The following is a 19,610-nucleotide window of genomic DNA, read 5'->3' as shown; positions in this document are numbered from 1 at the left end:
ATCCCCCGGGCGGGGGGCGGTTGTCCTGTGGGGGGCCTAAACTCTCTCCGGGCGGCTTTGGGGCGGCCCCCATATATCCCACCTCAATAACCCATAACACCACCCCCCCCCCCCCCGGGGGGGGGCCCGCTTTGTGGTTGCTGTTAATGCCAGTAAGGCGTGACCTTGTAATAATTGTAGGATTCGTCGCGGGCCGCCTCGCCATCCGCCCCGGTCAATTCGTTGATCGAATAAGCAGGTGCCGCCCTGAGTTGTTCCTTGGAAAACGGCACGACATACCCGCCTTTGTCCTCATCGTAGTCGAGGCTTGCCCACGGAATGGCGTGATATTTCTCGCCGATACCGAGGAAGCCGCCAAAACCGATGACCGCGAACATGATGCCGTTCGTCATCTTGTCAAGCATCACATCCTCGATGCTGCCGATGCTCGTGCCTTCGGTATTGTAGACCGATGTGCCGATGACCCGCGAAGCGGCGATGGCTTGGGTGTGACCTGTCTGGGTTGCCATGATTGTGCTCCTCATTGTGGTTTCGAACCATACTTGGACAATGAGGGGCGCGGGCGAAGGTTCCCGACTTTTTCGGCGTCGACCGATCACTCCGCGAGGATGAAGGTAACCTTCATGTTGACGCGATAAGCAACAATCTTGCCGTCTTGGACGACGATCTTCTGGTCCTGGATCCAGGCGCCCTCGACGTTCTTCAGGGTTTTGGATGCGCGCGCAATTCCCTGTTCGATGGCGTCCTGAAAGCTCTTGTTCGACGAGGATGTGATTTCGGTGACGCGGGCGACGGACATGGCTTCCTCCTGCCAAAACGCTCTTTTGCCAGCCAAGCGTATAGCCGGCTCGTGCCTTCCACAAGCGCCGGCAGTCAGCGGAGTATGCGTCCGCCCTTAGAGGCCCTTGGCGATGCGGTCGAATGCCATCAGCCGCTCGAGCAGGGCCGGCATGTCCTTCAACGGGAGCATGTTCGGGCCGTCGGAAGAGGTCGAGTTGTCGGGATCCTGATGGGTCTCGATGAACACGCCGGCAACGCCGACAGCGACTGCCGCGCGGGCCAGCGTCTCGACAAAACGGCGCTCGCCGCCCGAGGAACCACCCTGCCCGCCCGGTTGCTGCACCGAATGCGTGGCATCGAAGATCACCGGCGCGCCGATCTCGGCCATGATGGGCAGAGCGCGCATGTCGGACACCAGCGTGTTGTAGCCGAAGGACGCGCCGCGCTCGGTGGTCAGCACATTGGCATTGCCGGATCCGGTGATCTTGGCGACGACGTTCTTCATGTCCCAGGGGGCGAGGAACTGCCCCTTCTTCACATTGATCACCTTGCCGGTCCTGGCGGCGGCGACCAGCATGTCCGTCTGGCGCGACAGGAAAGCCGGAATCTGCAGGACATCGACATGCGGCGCGACGATCGCGCACTGCTCCTCGGTATGGACATCGGTCAGCACGGGGAGCGAAAATTCCTTGCGCAACTCGTCGAAGACGGGAAGGGCTGCGTCCATACCGGCACCGCGCGTCGCCGACAGCGAGGTGCGGTTGGCCTTGTCGTAGCTGGTCTTGTAGACGAGCCCTATGCCGAGCCTGCCGGTCAGTTCCTTCAGCGCGCCGGCCATATCGAAGGCGTGCTGGCGTGATTCAAACTGACAAGGGCCGGCGATCAGCGACAGAGCCGCCTTGTTGTCGAAGACGACATTGCCGACGGTTACCGACGAATTGGGCGCCATTGAATTGGACGCTTGCGGCTTGCTCATGGGATCTCCCGGAAGATGAAGGCCGCGCCCTGTCCGGGTGCAGGCCGCACGACGATATCATTGCCCGCTATATCGTGTTGGACGGAATTGGCTGCAAGCAGCCTCGATGTCACATCGGCGTTCCCAACCGAAAAGACCACCGCTGCGAAGCGTAGATCTGTCGGCGCGCCGGCAGGCAGGCCGAAGCGCGCGGTGAAAGCCGCGCCGTCAAGCACGCTCAAATCTGCATTCGGCAAGGGAAACCTGCCGCCCTGCCTGTCGGCGGCCGGATCGTCCACCGCCACGGAAATAAGCCCATGCTGCTTTCCGGGCGCATCGCTGATCGCCAAGATCTCGACAATTCCGGTCGCGCCGTTGGCGTGGGCCTGCAAAGCCGTACGGTCAACATCAGGCGCGTTGACGCGCTCGCAGGCAAACAGGAAGGCGTCCGTGGCTTCGGCTCCGGCCGCGAAGGCGAGCTTGAACGATGCGATGTCGCTTTTGCCGGCCGGGTCGGTGAAGGCGCGCGAAAAACCCAGCATGTCTCCCGCCGAGATGCCGGCACCGACATAGCGTGCATGGTCGGCGTCGGCATTGCCCGTGCTTAGAACAATGGCGGAAAATCCCTCGTCGCCGTTGCTGTCGCGATAGGCGCGATCACGCGTGACGAAGACATTGCCGTCTGCGATAGCCTTTGTCGCCACCTGTTCGTCGCCGACCGCGAGCGGTTCGAGATACGTGCCGTCGGCCAGGAAAACACAGCAGTTTTCCGTTCCGAAGGGATGGATGCCGGTCGGGGCCACGACGAAGCCAAGCGCGGTGAGCCGGGCTCGCGCAACCTCAAGGCTCTGCGTCGGCAGCACCAGGTGATCGAGCGGATGAGTGCCTGCGGCTGCGGTTTGGGTCATGCAGGCGCGATGTGCATCATTCCGCAAGTCGGTTCAAGACTTGATCGCAATCCCGGCCAGTTCGCCCAAGTCAGTTCACCGGACTTCGAAAAAGGCACCACCTGGACAAGGCATCAGCTTCCGGCAACGACATCGGCGGAATAGCGCAGTTCCCGCATCGGTTTGACCTTGCTGGTGGTCTGCGCATAGAGCGGGTGCGCCTTGTAGGCGGCCAGCGCGGCGTCGTCGGCGAACTCCGCATAGACGACCACGTCGACCTCATCGGACAGTGGATCGACCTTGGTGTTCAAGGTGACCTCGAAAAGGCTGGAATGAGGAATGTCGCCGAGCGCCAGCAAGCCGGTGCGCACAGCCTCGGCATCCTCTTTTCGCCGCGCGCTGAAGAAAACGATATGCCGGATCAACCCCGCCTCCTCGATCAAAGTGCTGGGGTCTTTTGTGACGGCAGGACGTTGGCGTCAATCGACAAGGATGTCGCGGCTGCAGCCGCCGGAGCTAAACCTTGCCGGTAGCATATCGCACAATGCGGCTAAGTTCTCTCACCGTGGTGTCGAGATACCGGCCCTGATTGTACATGCCATCCCAGATCAGGAAAAACGCGATGGCGGCAATGACGATTACATAACGCATGGCTAAATCTATCGCACAAGGAATTCTGCGGCCATAGGCGTTTTTTAACGCGCTGCGCCTTGGCCGTCCAAAGGCACAGATGCCCGCCGGCGCGAGCAATCTGCTTGGCACAGCCCCGCTTGCAGCCTGCCCCTTGAAGTTTCCCCGCATGACGTGGAAGATTGTCGCACGGATTCACCGGGAAGCGCTGAAGCTCTGGTAGGGGGCGCGCACTTCATTCGAGCCCGCTCGCCGACGAACCGGTCGCGGCGGCGTTCGAAACTGGCGAATGGTCCAAGAGAACCGTGGCTCGGCAATCTGCCCCGACACCGCGGAAATCCAGGGGGCATGAGATGGCACAAAAGGAACTTTTTGGTGCAGCATTGAGCGACGCGGTCAGGCTCGATGAGTTCAATTTCGCCGAGATCGTCAAAGGTCTGCCGGCGAAAGCGCGCATGGTGCTGTCGGCGGCGATGAACCTGCCGCGCGGTTCGCTCAAGGTCAGGCTGCCGGACGGCCGTGCCGTCCTCGTCGGCGGCAAGGGACCTGGCCCAGATGCCGAACTGGTGCTGAAGAATTGGCGCTTGCCCGGCCGCGCCTTTTCCGGCGGCACGATCGGCGTTGCCGAATCCTATGTGGACGGCGATTGGGAAAGCCCTGATGTGACCAGCTTCCTGGAGCTGTTCGTGGTCAATTCGGTCATCGGCGAGCGTATCGCGGGCGGCACCAGTTGGCTGATCAACACCGTCCAGCGCGTCCGCCACTGGTTCAACCAGAACACGCGCACCGGTTCGAAACGCAATATCTCGGCGCATTACGACCTCGGCAACGCCTTCTACAAGGAATGGCTCGATCCGAGCATGACCTATTCTTCGGCGCTCTACACGACCGGTGCCAACGACCTGGAAGGCGCCCAGGCCGCCAAATATCGCGCTCTGGCGAAGGATACAGGGATCGGTCCGAAGGACCATGTGCTGGAAATCGGCTGCGGCTGGGGTGGCTTCGCCGAATTCGCGGCGCGCGAGATCGGCTGCCGGGTGACCGGGCTGACGATCAGCCGCGAGCAGCACGACTTCGCCACGGCGCGCATCGCCAAGGCCGGCCTTGCCGACAAGGTCGAAATCAAGCTGCAGGATTATCGCGACGAAACCGGCACCTACGACCGCATCGCCTCGATCGAGATGTTCGAGGCGGTCGGCGAGAAATACTGGCCGGTGTTCTTCAGCAAGATGAAGGCCTGCCTGAAGCCCGGCGGTACCGCCGGGCTTCAGATCATCACCATCAACGAAGCTTCTTACGACACCTATCGTGCAAGGCCGGATTTCATCCAGCGCTACGTTTTCCCCGGTGGCATGCTGCCGACGCCGTCTATCCTCAAGGCGCTCGGCAGGGATCATGGCCTTGCCCATCTGCGCGAGCGCGTATTTCCGGACGACTATGCTCGCACGCTCGCTGAATGGCGTCACCGGTTCTGGGCGTCATGGGAGAAGATCGTCCCGCTCGGCTTCGACGACCGCTTCAAGAAGCTCTGGGAGTTCTACCTGCACTATTGCGAGGCCGGGTTCCGGGCCAGCTACATCGACGTGCGCCAGGTAATCTACAAGGCGTAGTTCCACGCTGCGGTGACGGCGTGGAAAGAGCCCTTCGAACAGCGGTGATCACAGAAGGATGCGGTACTTCGCAAACCCTGCCTCGCCCTCGCCCGCCGGTTCGATCTTCAGCGATTTCACCTGCGCAATGAAATCTTTCGCCCTGGCGCCGGTTTCCAACACGGCGCTGGTTCCAGGCAATGGCGCGAATGACCAGTTGCCGTCCGCCGATGGGTTGATCGTGCCCTCGCTGACGATGTAGCGGACGATGACGTCGCGATTGGTGTCCGGCGCTTCGTAGATGATCTTCGAGGCATTGATGTCGGGGAAATTGCCGCCGCCGCCGGCCCGATAATTGTTGGTCGCAACGACGAATTTCTGTTTGGGATCAATTGGCTTCCCATCGAACATCAAGTCGGCAATACGATTGCCGCCAGCATTCGCCAGCCCGCCCTTGGCATCGTATTTCGGCGGCTGCGACAGGTCGATCTTGTAGGTGACGCCGTCGATGACGTCGAAATTGTAGGACGGAAAGTCGGTGTTGATGAGGGCCTGGTCGGCTTTGCCGGGCTCGATCCGGTTGAAGATGCCGGCCGACATTTCCAGCCATTCCTTGACTTCAGCACCGGTGATTTCAACCGCCCGCACGGTGTTCGGATAGAGGTAGAGGTCGGCAACGTTCTTGATGGCGATATCGCCGGCCGGCACGTCGGTATAGTAGTCGGCGCCATTGCGTCCACCCGCCTTGAAGGGTGCGGCGGCCGACAGCAGCGGCACATCCTTCCATTGCGTGTTCTTCAGAATATCCTTCAGGTACCAGGTCTGCGCCTGGCTGACGACCTGCACCGATGGATCGTCGGCGACCAGCGCGAAATAGGAATAGAGCGGCGCGGAGGTCTTGCCGACCGGACGCCGCACATAGGCCAAGGTCGCCTGATGGTCCTGCTCGAGGGCCGCAATGATCCGCTTGTCGTCCGGGACAGTCGGCTTGTTCTTGTTGTCGACGCGCTCGAAGATCGGCCGCGCCTCGGAGGTGGCTGAAACGACTTTCCATTTCGACCCGTCGCGCTCCAGCATCAGGTCGATCAGCCCCATATGCGAGCCCCAGAAGCCCCCCATGACGGCGGGTTTGCCCTGCAGCGTGCCTTTTTGCGTATCGACGCCGTCGAGCGACTGGAAATCCTTCTTGCCGGGGAACACCAGATGCTGGTGACCGGTGAACACCGCATCGATGCCGTCGACGCCGGCGACGAAGAACGAGGCGTTCTCCATCATGTCGCCCTGCTTCACGTCGATGCCGGAATGTGAGAGCGCAATGACGATGTCAGCGCCCTGCTCCTTCATCTGCGGCACCCAGGCCTTGGCCGCCTCGACGATGTCGCGCGTCTTGACGCTGCCCTCCAGATTTTTCAGATCCCAGACCATGATCTGTGGCGGCACGAAGCCGATGATGCCGATCCTGATCGGCTGCTCGGCGCCCGAACCGTCCTTGAGCTCGGTGCCGCGGATCAAATTGGCGCAGACGAAGGGAAAATTGGCACCGGCCAGCACCTTGTCCAGGAACGACAGGCCGTAGTTGAACTCGTGGTTGCCGAGCGTCGAGCACTCGTAGCCGAGCAGGTTCATGCCTTTCATGATCGGATGCAGGTCGCCGTCCTTCAGGCCCTTCTCATAGGCGATGTAGTCGCCCATCGGATTGCCCTGCAGCAGGTCGCCATTGTCGATCAGCATCGAATTCACGGCTTCCTTGCGCACGGCATCGATGAGAGACGCCGTGCGCGACAGACCCAGCGTGTCGTTCGCTTTGTCGGCGTAGTAATCGTAAGGCAGCACGTTCACATGGATGTCCGTGGTCTCCATGATCCGGAGATGCGCCTGGTTGCCTTGAGCGCGGGCGGAGAACGGATGCAGCATGATCAGTGCCCCTGCGGCGGCGGCACCCGCAAGGAGATCGCGGCGGGATACGGGATGGAGCAGTTGCGACATGTTTTCTCCTCGACAACCTGACAAGCCCTGCCCCGAAGCGAACTTCGCTCTGAAACCTGCTTAAGTCCATTCAACAAGTCGCGCGCATGAAGCCGCCAGTCCATCAGCAACAGATGACGTGCGGATGAACGGTCGGGCGAAGAAATCAGCCCTTGTCGTCGTCGCCCTGGGTGATCAGCCGCGCGCTGCGCTGGCCTGTCGCGTAGATCCATAGCCAGCTCAGCGAAACCGCAAGCCGGTTGCGAAAACCGATCAGGAAATAGATGTGCGCCACTCCCCACAGCCACCAGGCGAGCCAGCCGGTGAGCTTGATCCAGCCGAAATCGATGGCGGCGGCGCGTTTGCCGATCGTCGCCAGATCGCCGGCATGCCTGTAGTGGAAAGGACGCGCGGTCGTGTCGCCGCCGAGCCTGGCCTTGATGGTAGCCGCAACATGTCGGCCCTCCTGTTTGGCGGAAGGCGCCACGCCGGGAACCGGCCGCCCGTCCGGCCGCAGCACATGAGCGGCGTCGCCGATGACAAAGATCTCCGGGCTGCCGGGCACGCTGAGGTCAGGCTCGACCAGCACCCTGCTCGCGCGGTCCGCCTTCGCTCCCAGCCATTCAGCGGCTGGCGAAGCGGCAACGCCGGCTGCCCACAGGATCGTTCGGGCTGCCAGTTGCTTATCGCCAAACACAACACCTTCGGCGTCGCAGCGCGTGACGGCCCGGCCGAGCTCGACCGTCACGCCGAGCCGCTCGAGCGCTTTGCTGGCATAGTCGGAAAGTTTCAGTGCGAAATTGGCCAGAATGCGGTCGCCGGCCTCGATCAGCACCACGCGCGTCTGCCGCGTGTCGATGTTGCGGAATTCGCCGCGCAGCGTGTCATGCGCCAGCTCGACGATGGTGCCGGCAAGCTCGACGCCGGTCGGTCCGCCGCCGACGATCGCAATGGTCAGCAACGCCTGGCGTTTGGCGGGATCGGTCTCCCGCTCGGCCTGTTCGAAGGCCAGGAGAATGCGGCGCCGAATGGTGGTGGCGTCCTCCAACGTCTTCAGGCCAGGTGCGAACGGTTCCCATTCGTCATGGCCGAAATAGGCGTGGCGGGCACCGGTGGCGAGCACCAGCGTGTCGTAGGCGACCGCGCTGCCGTCATCGAGCAGCACGCGCTTGCCGGCGCGGTCGACACCGGTGACATTGGCGAGCAGCGTCGTCACATCCTTGCGCTTGCGCAGGAGGTGGCGGATCGGCCAGGCAATTTCGGAGGTGGCCAGCGCCGTCGTCGCCACCTGGTAGAGCAGCGGCTGGAAGAGGTGATGGTTGCGCTTGTCGATCATGGTGATACGGACCGGCGCGCCAGCAAGTGCACGGGTGAATTCGAGGCCGCCGAAACCCGCGCCGACAACGACGACATGATGCCTGGCTTCGTTCATTTCGTTCACCCCGATAGCAAGATTGCCTGTCCTGGATGTAGGTATTTTTGTGCAATGCAACAACAGATGGACAGTACCCGAGACTCGTCGTTTCATGTCGTGAATGCACATGTTGTATCGTATCGCGAGGTATAGCGTCATCGAACACGCGATGAGGTGAGGCATGGCCAATGATCGTGACGACGATGCTCCGGCGCAATATTCTTCGCCGCCCTGTTTCATGCACGAACTCGATCCGCAATTCCGTGCGCCTTCGAGCGACTGGACCGATGTGAGACGCTGGCGCAAAGCCGAGCGCGAACGCCTGATCGCCGCGCGTCTTGCTGTTTCGGCCGACGCCCGAACGGTAATGTCGCAAAGCATTGCGGAAAGCCTCGACGCGATCATCGGCGAGATCGCCGGGCGCATGGTCAGTCTCTATTGGCCGTTTCGTGGCGAGCCGGATTTGCGGCCTTGGATGGCGTCCATAAACGAACGCGGCGGCCGCACCGCCCTGCCCATCGTCATCGAGAAGGGGCAGCCGCTGATCTTTCGCGCCTACAAAGCGGGCGACCGGCTGGAGAAAGGTGTCTGGAATATCCCGATCCCGGCCGAGGGCGATCCGGTGCTGCCGGACATCGTCATCTCGCCGATCGTCGGTATCGATCCCCAGAACTACCGCCTGGGGTATGGCGGCGGTTTCTTCGACCGTACGCTGGCAGCGATGCCGTTCAAGCCGCTGGTCATCGGCGTCGGCTACGAATTGCAGCGCATCGCGACCATCTACCCGCAGCCGCACGATATCCCGATGGATCGGGCGGTAACGGCGGTCAGCTAGCCCAGGCCCACAGGGTGGTTAGCGGCCTGTCAGCAGCCAGGTTGTCATGGTTCGTCTCTATGGATCGCAGAGGCATTCGGGATTGACCCAAGGCACCCACCTTCGTCATCCACGGGCGAAGCAGGAGCGAAGCTCCGTCGCGGAGACCCGAGGATCCATGCCGTGACCTTGACCAAGGAATGCAGCCGAGCAGAACTCTGCACCGTAGTGACGCTTTGAAGTCGCGGCATGGATCCTCGGGTCTGCGCTGCGTCGCTACACTCCTTGCTCCGCCCGTGGATGACGAAGTGACGCCCGTTTCCGCAAATCGAAGGCAGGTGGTTTGTCTATGCAGCGACCCGTCAGAACTTCTGTGTCGAGGAACTAGGCCATCTCCGGCTTCATGCCCATGGCCGTACGGTCGACGATCTCACGCAAGGCGAACGACGAATTGATCTTGGTCACGTGCGGCATCGCCGACAGCCATTCCTTGTGGATTCGCTCATAGTCGACGAGATCCTTGGCCGCGATCCTCAGGATGTAGTCGTATTCGCCCGACATCAGATGGCAGGACAGCACGTTCGGGCAGCGTTTGATCGCCGCCTCGAAATCCGACAGAGTCTTCTCGAACTGTCCCGACAGCGATATGTGCACGATCGCCGTCATCTGGTGGCCAAGTGCTGTATTGGAAAGCCGGGCATGATAGCCACGGATGGTTCCGGATTTCTCCAGATTGTCGAGCCGGCGCGAACAGGCCGACTGCGATAGGCCGACCTTTTCGGCAAGTGCCGCGTTGGGTATCCTGCCATCCTTCTGCAATGCCTCAAGAATGGCGATATCAATCCTGTCGAGCGTCATTATTCGTGAATCCTGCGAATATCTTGTTATTTCGCGCAACGATTATCGAAACCGGCCGGTTGGCGCAAGCGCATTCGCAAACACCTGCGCAACGATTCGTGGTTCACTCCATCCATACAGGGAACGAGCCCAAAGGGCCGGATCAGGAGAAGAAAATGCGCGTCGGCTGCCCCAAGGAAATCAAGAACCACGAATACCGCGTCGGCCTCACTCCCGGCTCGGTCCGCGAATATGTCGCCCATGGCCACGAAGTGCTGGTCGAGACCGGCGCCGGGGCCGGCATCGGCGCCGATGACAACGCCTATCGCGCCGCCGGCGCCACGATTGCCAAGACGGCCGCCGAGGTGTTCGCCAGGTCGGACATGATCGTCAAGGTCAAGGAACCGCAGCCCAGCGAATGGGCGCAGCTTCGCGAAGGCCAGATCCTGTACACCTACCTCCACCTGGCGCCGGATCCGGAGCAGACCAAGGGCCTGCTTGCGTCCGGCGTGACGGCAATCGCCTACGAGACTGTGACCGACGACCGTGGCGGCCTGCCGCTGCTGGCGCCGATGTCGGAAGTTGCCGGACGCCTGTCGATCCAGGCCGGCGCCACGGCGCTGCAGAAGGCCAATGGCGGCCGCGGTGTGCTGCTGGGTGGCGTGCCCGGCGTGCTGCCCGGCAAGGTCACCGTGCTCGGCGGTGGCGTCGTCGGCCTGCACGCGGCCAGGATGGCGGCCGGCCTTGGCGCCGACGTCACCATCATCGACCGCTCGATCCCGCGCCTGCGCCAGCTCGACGACCTCTTCGCCGGCCGCGTCCACACCCGTTACTCGACTGTCGAGGCGCTGGAAGAAGAGTGTTTTTCAGCCGACATCGTCGTCGGCGCGGTGCTGATCCCGGGTGCCGCGGCACCAAAACTGGTTTCGCGCGAAATGCTGTCGGGCATGAAGAAAGGCTCGGTGCTGGTCGACGTCGCCATCGACCAGGGCGGCTGCTTCGAGACTTCGCACGCCACCACTCATGCCGAGCCGACCTATGAGGTCGACGGCGTCATCCACTATTGCGTCGCCAACATGCCGGGTGCCGTGCCGGTCACTTCGGCCCACGCGCTCAACAACGCGACGCTGCACTATGGCCTGCAGCTTGCCGACAAGGGCCTGAAGGCGCTGGTCGACGATCATCACCTGCGCAACGGCCTCAATGTCCATAAAGGCAAGATCACCAACCGGGCAGTCGCCGAGGCGCTCGGCTACGAACTGGTCGAGCCGAAAGCCGTTCTTGCCGCCTGATTTTTCGCGAAAACAGCTCCTTTCAATCCAGCCCGCCGGTTCCAAGCCGGCGGTTTTTTTCTTGCGAGCCTGTTTTTCAGGCAAAGCTTGGTGTCGAAACACGTGACGCAACGGCACTTTGCTCATCATTGTTGCATATTTGTCATTCCCGTACCGGCCGACTCCCTGCTAGAGACATTCTGGGTTTATTCATTGGGGTACGGGCATATGTTCATTCGCACATCCGCGAAATCTTTTCTTCTTGGTGCTGTTTCTGCTGTAGCTTTGATGTCTGCTGCTCATGCAGCTGACGTCGTGCAACCGGTAGAAGAAGCTGCCGGCTTTAACTGGAGCGGCCTCTACGTTGGTTTCGGCGTCGGTGCCGGTGCCAACGTACACAAGCTCGGCAGCGATTTTATTCCAATCTCGCTGAACGGCATTGGTGGCGAAGGCGTCTATGGTGAGCTGACGGTTGGCTATGACTATATGGTCTCGCCCCGGTTCCTCATCGGAGGTCTGCTGGACGCTCACGTCGGCAACATCGGGACCACGCTGGACATTACGGGGTTCGACGCTTCGATCAAAGAAACCTACGGTTTCGACGCTGGCCTGCGTCTCGGCTACCTCTTGACGCCGAACACTCTGGGTTACGTGCTGGGTGGCTATTCCTGGCAGAAGTACAAGCTCGATACGAACGCCGGCTTCGACTTTGATTGGGATCAAAGCGGGTATTTTGTCGGAGGTGGCATCGAAACGGCCATCAACAGCAATTGGACGATCAAGACTGAGTATCGCTATACGCGCTTCGGGACCAAGGACGATCTTCTTTCCGACGCTGGCCTTGTCGGAGTTCCGGACGGTCTCCTCAATCTTGACACCTCGCGCCATACCTTCCAGATCGCAGCCAATTACCGTTTCGGTGCGCAGAACGGCGGCGGTGCTGCCTTCGAGACGCCAGCCTACAACTGGACCGGCTTCTACATCGGCGGCGCTGGTGGCGCCGGTGCATCCGTGCATCAGATCAACGTTCCGCCGCTCGGCGACCTGGAATTCAATGGTCTCGGTGGCGAAGGTGCCTTTGGTGAACTGAACGTCGGCTACGATCATGACTTCGGCAGCTGGGTCGCAGGCGTCATGGTCGATGCACGCTACTCCGGCATGACTTCCGAACTGGAGCTCGGCGGCGGATCGATCAACGTCGATACCGACTATGGGTTCGATGTGTTGGGCCGCGTCGGCATGAAGATGAACGAATCGACCCTTGCCTATGCGCTTGCCGGCTATAGCTGGCAGCATTTCGATCTGAACGCTTCCGATCCGATCGGCGACATTCTCGACTGGGGTTCCAGCGGTTTCTCGGTTGGTGGCGGCCTTGAAACGGCTCTGTCCAGCAACGTTACCGTCGGTCTCGAATATCGCTATTCGCAGTTCGCCAAGAAGGACTTTTCTTCGGAATTCGGCGCACCTGACGACACCCTTACCGCGACTTCCTCTTTCCACACCGTGGGTCTCGGCGCGAAGTACAAGTTCAACTAAAAGGCCCTCCAGCCAAACAGTTGCAGCCCGTCGGCCATGCCGGCGGGCTTTTTTGTTGCGCGGAATACCCCCGCGCAACAAAAAAGCGGAGCCAAAGCCCCGCTTCCTCGATGTCGAGATTTACCGCCGGTTCATCCGTGGTCGGCAAATCGATCGACAATGGCTTTCTATCGCGAATATGCGACGGGAGTACGACAACTGTTTCCAGGGGCTAATCTCAGCCTCAAGCGCGCTCGATGCGGCACTGGTAGCAATTGTTGCGCGCCGAACGGACATGGACGTAGGCGATCTCGTCGCGTTCGAACAGCGTCTCGGCCCGTGCAGCAATTGCCGTGGTCGGGATGACGCCGCCGCTGCCATAGACGATACGATCATCCCTGCCATAGCCGCGCACGATGTAGTCAGGGCTATCGAGAACCTCGGGCAGCGCCCCGCTCTCAGCGGCACCATCGCATTCCTCGGCATGCAGGAAGATCGGCCCGGTTTCGGCATAGGGCTGAAGCCCCGGGAATGGCCTGTATGCCAGAACAAGGTAGGCGTCGCCGGCTCCTATGTTCTTCAAGCAATGACGGCAAGGCATGCCGTCACCGTCGGAGATCTTTCGCTCGGGCATTTGGCCATAAGCATCGATGCCACCGCGCTGCAATGTCCTGACATCTTCGGTCGGCAAAGCTTTGAACTGGATGGTCATGGAAAAATCTCCGGTGTCGTGACTGGAAATTATGTCCTTGAACCCTCGCCGCCCACCCGATTCCTGCCAAATGTCGAAGAGCCGGTCGCCCCTCGGCGATCGGCTCTCATCAAGTCCCGTCGGAGCTGCGGCTCAACGGATGAAATCGTCGAAGCGGCGCAGCGTCACCCGGCGATTCTGCCAGTTTTCGGTCTGCGTCTGCACCAGCAAAAACTCCTCGCCATAGCCGACTGTCTCGAGAGCATGACCCGGCACGCCGAATTCGCGCACCAGCGTGCGCTTCAGCGAAGCGGCGCGCTGTTCGGACAGGGCCTGGTTCGACTGGAAGGAGCCGACGGCGTCGGTATGGCCCTCGATCAGCACGCGGGCGCCGCGATCGCGGCGCAGGATGCGCCGCAGCGCGTCGGCAATGGTCTCGATCTTGTCGTATTGCGAACTGGAAATGGCCGCCGAACCGAAGGCGAAGTTGATCGACTGGATATCGATCGAGCGGGCCATGCGGCGCAAATCCGGGCGCCGCTTGAATTCGCGGATGGTGACGCGCTCGTTCGGCCGCAATTTCACACGCGGCGCCGCCTCGAGCTTCCGCTCGATCGTCGCGGCCGAAGGCGTTGTCGCCTGGGCTGCGGCCAGGCTTGGCATGGCAATTGCCGCGATCAGCGCGGCGGCAAGTGTACGGCGGGTCAGCATGTCTTCGTCTCCTTCGGCCTTGGCCGCATTGATGGTGCCGGCAACATGCCAAAAACAGCCTGAAGGGCCGATGAACGACGGGTTCAGATTCGAGCTGGTATTAGCTTCCGGCTAGGGCCGCATGACGCTGGCCGCGCGCTCGGTGAAAGGCAGCGGATGGACGATTTCCCTCTTTTGCGCCACCGGTGCGAAGCCGAGCTTCTGGTAGAGCGGCAGAGCCGCCGGATGATCGAGCGTGCAGGTCTGCACCGTCACCCGCTTCGGCCCATGCGACCATGCGGCGGCGATCGCGGAGCCCAGGAACCAGCGGCCGATGCCTTGCCCGGTCGCATGTTCCATCATGCCGAAATAGGCGAGCTCGACTTCTTCCGGCAGATGCGGCTTGAGGTCAAAGAAGCCGGCGGGGGCGCCATCGAGGTAGAGCACCCTGATGTCGCGGTCCTCGCGATGGATGCCGGCCGAAAGCTCGTCGTCATCCAGTCTCAGCACATTGACCCAGTGCCATTTGCGCCCCACCCGGTCCATCAGATAGCGGTAGAAATGCAGCGGAATGTCCTTGGTCTTCAGCAGCGCGACCTGACGGTTATACGGCACAGGCGGCGAATAGGCCGGCGGCACATGCATCTCGAGGAACGTCACCGTGACGTCAATGTCTTCCAGCGTGCCGTTTTCCATCGTCTTCATTCCTTGCCGGTCACCACAGGCGTGTCGGAAAGCCCGCCCCACTCCGTCCAGGAGCCGTCGTAAAGCCTGTTGTTCGTATGGCCAAGCGTTTCCAGCGCCAGCGTCACCACCGCCGCGGTAATACCGGAGCCGCATGAAGTGACGACAGGTTTCGACAGATCGATGCCGGCCTCCTCGATCACCTTGCGCAGGCGGTCCTTCGACAACAGCTCGCCATTTTCCGACAGCGCCGAATAGGGCAGATTGCGCGCGCCAGGCATATGGCCGGAGCGGATACCCGCGCGCGGCTCAGGTTCAGTGCCGGTGAACCGGCCCGGCCCCCGGGCGTCGGCGATCTGGCTTGCCCTGGTGTCGACGATCCGGCGCATGTCGGCGAGGCTGGCGACGCGCCCGGGGTCGAAATCGGCATGAAACACGCTTGGCGCGATCTTGGTCGGCTCAGCCGTCACCGGCCTGCCGGCGGCTTTCCAGCCATCGAAGCCGCCATCCAGAATATAGGTCTGGAAGACGCCCATCACCCGGAACATCCACCACGCCCGGGGCGCCGAGAAGAAACCCGGACCATCATAGACGACGATGGTGTCATCGGCCGAAACACCCATGGCGCCGACATACTGGGCAAAATGCTGCGGCGACGGCAAGGTATGCGGCAGGGGCGAATCCGGGTCCGAAACGGCATCCTGATCGAGAAATCGTGCGCCCGGGATGTGGGCCGACTCATACTCGCCGCGCGCATCGCGCTTCTGCGCCGGGAGATACCAGGATGCGTCGATGATCGTCAGGCCCGGCTCGCCGAGACGTTGCTGCAGCCAGTCTGCGTCGACGGTGAAGGGGCTGTCCTCGGCCATTTTGTTCTCCTGCTCGCTTTTTTGGCGATCACTGTCCTGTTCAGTTTGCCGACATCGGCCCAAAGCGGATGCGGAAGCGCCGGTTCTCGCGGCCCTTCTTCTCGATCTTGCCGATGTGGATTTCGCCGACTTCGCCGGTGCTCTTTACATGGGTGCCGCCGCAGGGCTGGCTGTCCACCGAGGCGTTGTCGCCGATACAGACCAGGCGGATCTTGCCGGTGCCGACCGGCGGCCGAACGTTCTTGGATTTCACTAGGCCGGGATTGGCAGCCAGATCCTCGTCACTGATCAGCCTGACAAAGATCGGATGATCGGCCCGCACCAGGTCCATCAGCCCGGCAGTGACGTCCTCCTTGGTGAAGCCGGCATCCGGAGCGTCGAAATCGACACGGCTGTCGTCCTCGGAAACCGAGGCACCGGTGATCGGGAACGGGCAGACGACGGTGAGCAGGTGGCAAGCCGCGTGCATGCGCATCAAGAGATGCCGCCGCTCCCAGTCGATGGCCAGCCTCACCGCCTCGCCGGGCTGCGGAACCGCCTGCTCCGGCGCCGGCACATGGATGATCTCGTCCTTGGTCTCACCGGTGAGGGTGGCGGCAATGGCGATGCGGCTACCATCGCCGCGTTCGAGATATCCGGTGTCACCCGGCTGGCCACCCGAAGTGGCGTAGAAGATCGTCCGGTCGAGGATGATACCGCCGCGATCGTTCACAGCAACGACTGTCGCGTCCGCCGTCCGCAGATAGGCATCGTCGCGAAACAGGGCGTCCGTCCTGTTTGCCATCACGCGACCTTTTCGAACGGCACCGGAATTGTGCTCTTCAGCTCCATCCAGCCTGGCACCGGCAGCTGCTTCTCGCGCAGGAATTCCGGGTTGAACAGTTTTGATTGATAGCGCGTGCCGTAATCGCAAAGGATGGTCACGATGGTGTGGCCGGGGCCTAATTCCCTGGCCAGACGGATCGCGCCGGCAATGTTGATGCCGGTCGAGCCGCCGACGCAAAGGCCTTCTTCCTGGATCAGGTCGAAGACGATCGGCAGCGCATCCTCATCGGGGATCTGGAATGAAAAATCCGGCGTGAACCCTTCGAGATTGGCGGTGATTCGCCCCTGCCCGATGCCTTCGGTGATCGAGCTGCCTTCGGACTTCAGCTCGCCGCTGGTGTAGAAAGAATAGAGCGCGGCCCCCAGCGGATCGGCGAGCGCGATCTTCACATCCCGGCTTTTGGCTTTCAGTCCGGAGGCGACGCCGGCCAGCGTGCCGCCCGAACCGACCGCCGAGACAAAGCCGTCGACCTTGCCGCCGGTCTGGTTCCAGATTTCCTCCGCCGTGGTGCGGATATGGCCGTCACGGTTGGCGACATTGTCGAACTGGTTGGCCCAGATGGCGCCGTTCGGTTCTGTCTTTGCCAGTTGCTCGGCCAACCGCCCCGACAGTTTCACGTAATTGTTGGGATTCCTGTAGGGCACGGCCGGCACTTCGATCAGTTCGGCGCCGAGCAGTTTGATCGTGTCCTTCTTCTCCTGGCTCTGTGTGTCCGGGATGACGATGACGGTGCGATAGCCGAGCGCCTTGGCGACCAACGTCAGCCCGATGCCGGTATTGCCCGCCGTTCCCTCGACGATCACACCGCCGGGCTTCAGCAGCCCGCGCTTCTCGGCGTCGCGGATGATGAACAGGCCCGCGCGATCCTTGACCGACTGGCCCGGATTCATGAATTCGGCCTTGCCCAGGATCTCGCAACCGGTTTGTTCCGAAGCTTTGTTGAGGCGGATCAGAGGCGTGTTGCCGATCGCGTCGATCACAGAACGGGGCATTCAGGATTCCTTGTGTAGGTGCGCCGAAACCCTAGAAACCCGAAGCTGCGGTTTCAAGGCAAGAATTTGTCTGGTCCAGTCGCATTTGCAGTGCTGTTGTTGCGTCGGCGCTTCCCGAGGCTGGCCTCTTGCGCCACTGTTCATTTCCGGCTGACGTTGAAAAGCGGCTTTTCATTCGATTTCTTCACCGCTAGAGCAAAGCACCAACAAGTCGACAGGGCGCAGCATGACACTCTACCGGGCTAACCCGAAGCACGGCGTCGCCTGGATCACGGGCGGCTCAAGCGGCATCGGCCGTGCGCTGGCCAGGGATCTTGCTTCCCAGGGCTATGCCGTCGCGGTGACGGCGCTTGACGACGATCCGATCGACACGCTTGTCGTCGAGACCGCGCAGATGCCGGGCAGTGTCACGGCCTTTCCTTGCGATGTCACCGACGAGCCGCGCATGGCAAGAACCGTCGCCGCGATCGAGAAGGAACTCGGTCCCATCGTGCTCGCCATCTTCAATGCAGGGAACTACATTTCGACGCCGGGGGAGAATCTTGTCGTCAACGACTTTCGGCGGTCCTTCGAGGTCAATTATTTCGGCATCATCAACGGCCTCGTGCCCGCGGTCGAACGCATGCGTGTGCGGGCGCGCGGCCATGTCGTGCTGGTCGGCTCGGTGACATCCTATTTCGGCTGGCCGACAACGGCCGCCTATGGCGGCACCAAGGCGGCCATCAACATTCTGGCCGAGTCGCTGAAGTATGATTTCGACAAGATGAACGTGCGTATCCAGGTGTTCAATCCCGGCTTCATCGACACCCCGCTGACCGAGAAGAACATGCTGCCCATGCCGGGACTGATGCCGGTCAGCCGCGCATCGCGCCGCATGGCGCGGGGCATCAAGTCGGGCGGCTTCGAAGTCCATTTCCCGCGCCGGACCAGCTGGCCCCTGAAACTGCTCGGCCTGCTGCCGAGGCCGCTGTGCAGAGGGTTTATCAGCCTGATGACCAGTTGGAAGGCGCGGCCGCTGCATTACGACCGCAAGCCCCCGATCGAATAGGACGCCGGCGAAATTGGCAGGCTCACCGTTTCGGGCCGCCGTCGCCATGGTTGAGGCAAGTGCTGCGTGGAGTCTGCGATGGGGCGACGGATCGTGCTTGCTGTGCTGGGCCTTATCGCCATTCTCGCACTGGCCTTCGTGCTCGGCCCGCGCGTTCGCGTCGACACCACTATCCGTTTCGATCCCTCGCTCATCGCTGACGATCCGCAGGCCTATGTGGCAAAGGCGGAAGCCGCCATCCCCGGAATCCGTGACGGGCTGGAAAAAGAGATCGTCTGGGCCGATCCGTTGGTGCATGCCACGACCCCGCTGTCGATCGTCTACATCCACGGCTTTTCCGCATCGAAGGGCGAAATCCGCCCGCTGCCCGACGAAGTGGCGGAACAGCTTGACGCCAATCTCTTCTACACACGCCTTACCGGTCACGGGCAGGATGGCGCGGCGATGACGCAAGGCAGCATCAACGCCTGGATCAACGACTATGAGGAAGCACTCGCCATTGGCCGGGCGATCGGCGACAAGGTGATCGTCATCTCGACTTCGACCGGCGGCTCGCTGGCGGTCTGGGCGGCAACGCAGTCCGGTGCATCGGACGGGGTGGCGGCGATCGCGTTCATCTCGCCGAATTTCGGCGTCAAGGCTTCGGGCGCCGAGATCCTGACCATGCCGTGGGGCAAACAGATCGCCAGGCTGGTCGCCGGCAAGGAACACAGCTTCGTGCCGCGCAACGCGCTGCATGAAAAATTCTGGACCACCCGCTATCCGATCGAAGCAACCTTGCCGATGCAGGCGCTGACCGAGCTTGCCTATGGCGCGCCGGTGGAGAAGGCGACCATCCCTGCTTTGTTCATCTTTTCTGATTCGGACAAAGTGGTGTGGGCCGACCGCACCCGCGAGATTGCCGGGCGCTGGGGTGCGCCGCATGAACTGGTTTCGGTCGACGACACCGGCGACCCGGACAATCACGTCATTGCCGGCGACGCGCTGTCGCCATCGACCACGGCGTTTCTGGCGCAAAGGATCGCCGTCTGGATCGAAGCGGTGGTGAAGTAGGCGGACGAAAAAGGCGACCGAAGCATCGCTTCAGCCGCCCTTTCCTTGGTCTGTCCCGGCAATCAGCCAGCCTGAGCTTGACTGACTACAACGCTGGCTA

21 protein-coding genes are annotated in these 19,610 nt (G+C 61.8%); 6 read left to right on the top strand and 15 right to left on the bottom strand.

Annotated features, from left to right (window positions below):
- Positions 1-143 precede the first annotated feature (143 nt).
- From NKH95_RS30840 to NKH95_RS30815, 6 genes are all read right to left on the bottom strand, one after another.
- Complete coding sequence (locus tag NKH95_RS30840) at positions 144-509, bottom strand: PRC-barrel domain-containing protein (RefSeq protein ID WP_127294419.1); 366 nt, start codon at positions 507-509, stop codon at positions 144-146.
- A gap of 86 nt (positions 510-595) precedes the next feature.
- Complete coding sequence (locus NKH95_RS30835; protein ID WP_127294417.1) at positions 596-799, bottom strand: dodecin family protein; 204 nt, start codon at positions 797-799, stop codon at positions 596-598.
- A 96-nt stretch (positions 800-895) separates the two neighbouring features.
- Positions 896-1,756, bottom strand: a complete 861-nt coding sequence (gene kdsA / locus NKH95_RS30830; RefSeq protein WP_031213495.1) for a 3-deoxy-8-phosphooctulonate synthase — start codon at positions 1,754-1,756, stop codon at positions 896-898.
- Positions 1,753-2,643 (bottom strand): VOC family protein, encoded by an 891-nt coding sequence (locus tag NKH95_RS30825; protein WP_352894229.1) that lies wholly within the window; start codon positions 2,641-2,643, stop codon positions 1,753-1,755. The genes kdsA and NKH95_RS30825 overlap by 4 nt, the downstream gene beginning before the upstream one ends.
- A gap of 113 nt (positions 2,644-2,756) precedes the next feature.
- A complete protein-coding gene (locus NKH95_RS30820) occupies positions 2,757-3,047 on the bottom strand; it encodes a Dabb family protein (RefSeq protein WP_352795558.1) in 291 nt (96 codons plus the stop codon).
- Positions 3,048-3,138: 91 nt separating this feature from the next.
- Entirely contained in the window at positions 3,139-3,273 is a 135-nt protein-coding gene (locus NKH95_RS30815; protein WP_023812051.1) for a hypothetical protein, read from the bottom strand.
- 332 nt (positions 3,274-3,605) lie between these two features.
- On the opposite strand from NKH95_RS30815, the gene NKH95_RS30810 reads away from it, so the two are divergent.
- Positions 3,606-4,862: a class I SAM-dependent methyltransferase gene (locus NKH95_RS30810; protein WP_352894227.1), complete on the top strand. Its 1,257-nt coding sequence runs from the start codon at positions 3,606-3,608 to the stop codon at positions 4,860-4,862.
- 48 nt (positions 4,863-4,910) lie between these two features.
- On the opposite strand, the gene NKH95_RS30805 is transcribed toward NKH95_RS30810, so the two are convergent.
- Together NKH95_RS30805 and NKH95_RS30800 are read right to left on the bottom strand one after the other, a co-directional pair.
- Positions 4,911-6,827: a bifunctional 2',3'-cyclic-nucleotide 2'-phosphodiesterase/3'-nucleotidase gene (locus NKH95_RS30805; protein ID WP_352894225.1), complete on the bottom strand. Its 1,917-nt coding sequence runs from the start codon at positions 6,825-6,827 to the stop codon at positions 4,911-4,913.
- Between the two features lie 145 nt (positions 6,828-6,972).
- A complete protein-coding gene (locus tag NKH95_RS30800; RefSeq protein WP_352894223.1) occupies positions 6,973-8,238 on the bottom strand; it encodes an NAD(P)/FAD-dependent oxidoreductase in 1,266 nt (421 codons plus the stop codon).
- A 163-nt stretch (positions 8,239-8,401) separates the two neighbouring features.
- On the opposite strand from NKH95_RS30800, the gene NKH95_RS30795 reads away from it, so the two are divergent.
- Entirely contained in the window at positions 8,402-9,055 is a 654-nt protein-coding gene (locus NKH95_RS30795) for a 5-formyltetrahydrofolate cyclo-ligase (RefSeq protein ID WP_352630607.1), read from the top strand.
- 363 nt (positions 9,056-9,418) lie between these two features.
- Here the strand turns inward: NKH95_RS30795 and NKH95_RS30790 are convergent, their stop codons facing one another.
- Positions 9,419-9,892, bottom strand: a complete 474-nt coding sequence (locus NKH95_RS30790; protein ID WP_023812056.1) for an Lrp/AsnC family transcriptional regulator — start codon at positions 9,890-9,892, stop codon at positions 9,419-9,421.
- A 155-nt stretch (positions 9,893-10,047) separates the two neighbouring features.
- On the opposite strand from NKH95_RS30790, the gene ald reads away from it, so the two are divergent.
- Positions 10,048-11,163 (top strand): alanine dehydrogenase, encoded by a 1,116-nt coding sequence (gene ald / locus NKH95_RS30785; protein WP_023812057.1) that lies wholly within the window; start codon positions 10,048-10,050, stop codon positions 11,161-11,163.
- 207 nt (positions 11,164-11,370) lie between these two features.
- Positions 11,371-12,678 (top strand): outer membrane protein, encoded by a 1,308-nt coding sequence (locus tag NKH95_RS30780; protein ID WP_031213496.1) that lies wholly within the window; start codon positions 11,371-11,373, stop codon positions 12,676-12,678.
- A gap of 223 nt (positions 12,679-12,901) precedes the next feature.
- Here the strand turns inward: NKH95_RS30780 and NKH95_RS30775 are convergent, their stop codons facing one another.
- From NKH95_RS30775 to NKH95_RS30750, 6 genes are all read right to left on the bottom strand, one after another.
- Complete coding sequence (locus tag NKH95_RS30775) at positions 12,902-13,369, bottom strand: DUF1203 domain-containing protein (protein WP_023812059.1); 468 nt, start codon at positions 13,367-13,369, stop codon at positions 12,902-12,904.
- A gap of 132 nt (positions 13,370-13,501) precedes the next feature.
- On the bottom strand, positions 13,502-14,059 hold the full coding sequence (locus NKH95_RS30770; protein ID WP_023812060.1) for an OmpA family protein: 558 nt from the start codon (positions 14,057-14,059) through the stop codon (positions 13,502-13,504).
- A 111-nt stretch (positions 14,060-14,170) separates the two neighbouring features.
- Positions 14,171-14,734, bottom strand: coding sequence for a GNAT family N-acetyltransferase (locus tag NKH95_RS30765; protein WP_023812061.1), 564 nt, complete (start codon positions 14,732-14,734; stop codon positions 14,171-14,173).
- Between the two features lie 5 nt (positions 14,735-14,739).
- Complete coding sequence (gene sseA / locus NKH95_RS30760; RefSeq protein ID WP_023812062.1) at positions 14,740-15,591, bottom strand: 3-mercaptopyruvate sulfurtransferase; 852 nt, start codon at positions 15,589-15,591, stop codon at positions 14,740-14,742.
- A 40-nt stretch (positions 15,592-15,631) separates the two neighbouring features.
- Positions 15,632-16,375, bottom strand: a complete 744-nt coding sequence (locus NKH95_RS30755) for an alanyl-tRNA editing protein (protein ID WP_023812063.1) — start codon at positions 16,373-16,375, stop codon at positions 15,632-15,634.
- Entirely contained in the window at positions 16,375-17,409 is a 1,035-nt protein-coding gene (locus NKH95_RS30750; RefSeq protein ID WP_023812064.1) for a cysteine synthase A, read from the bottom strand. The genes NKH95_RS30755 and NKH95_RS30750 overlap by 1 nt, the downstream gene beginning before the upstream one ends.
- 226 nt (positions 17,410-17,635) lie before the next feature.
- On the opposite strand from NKH95_RS30750, the gene NKH95_RS30745 reads away from it, so the two are divergent.
- Complete coding sequence (locus NKH95_RS30745) at positions 17,636-18,457, top strand: SDR family oxidoreductase (RefSeq protein WP_023812065.1); 822 nt, start codon at positions 17,636-17,638, stop codon at positions 18,455-18,457.
- Between the two features lie 78 nt (positions 18,458-18,535).
- Positions 18,536-19,510: an alpha/beta hydrolase gene (locus NKH95_RS30740; RefSeq protein WP_352761548.1), complete on the top strand. Its 975-nt coding sequence runs from the start codon at positions 18,536-18,538 to the stop codon at positions 19,508-19,510.
- The last annotated feature ends 100 nt before the right edge of the window (positions 19,511-19,610 follow it).

The sequence above is a fragment of the Mesorhizobium sp. M0848 genome (assembly GCF_040319805.1).
Classification (GTDB): domain Bacteria; phylum Pseudomonadota; class Alphaproteobacteria; order Rhizobiales; family Rhizobiaceae; genus Mesorhizobium.
The sequence above is the reverse complement of the archived record's forward strand: the minus strand, read 5'-3'. Positions and strand labels throughout refer to the sequence as shown.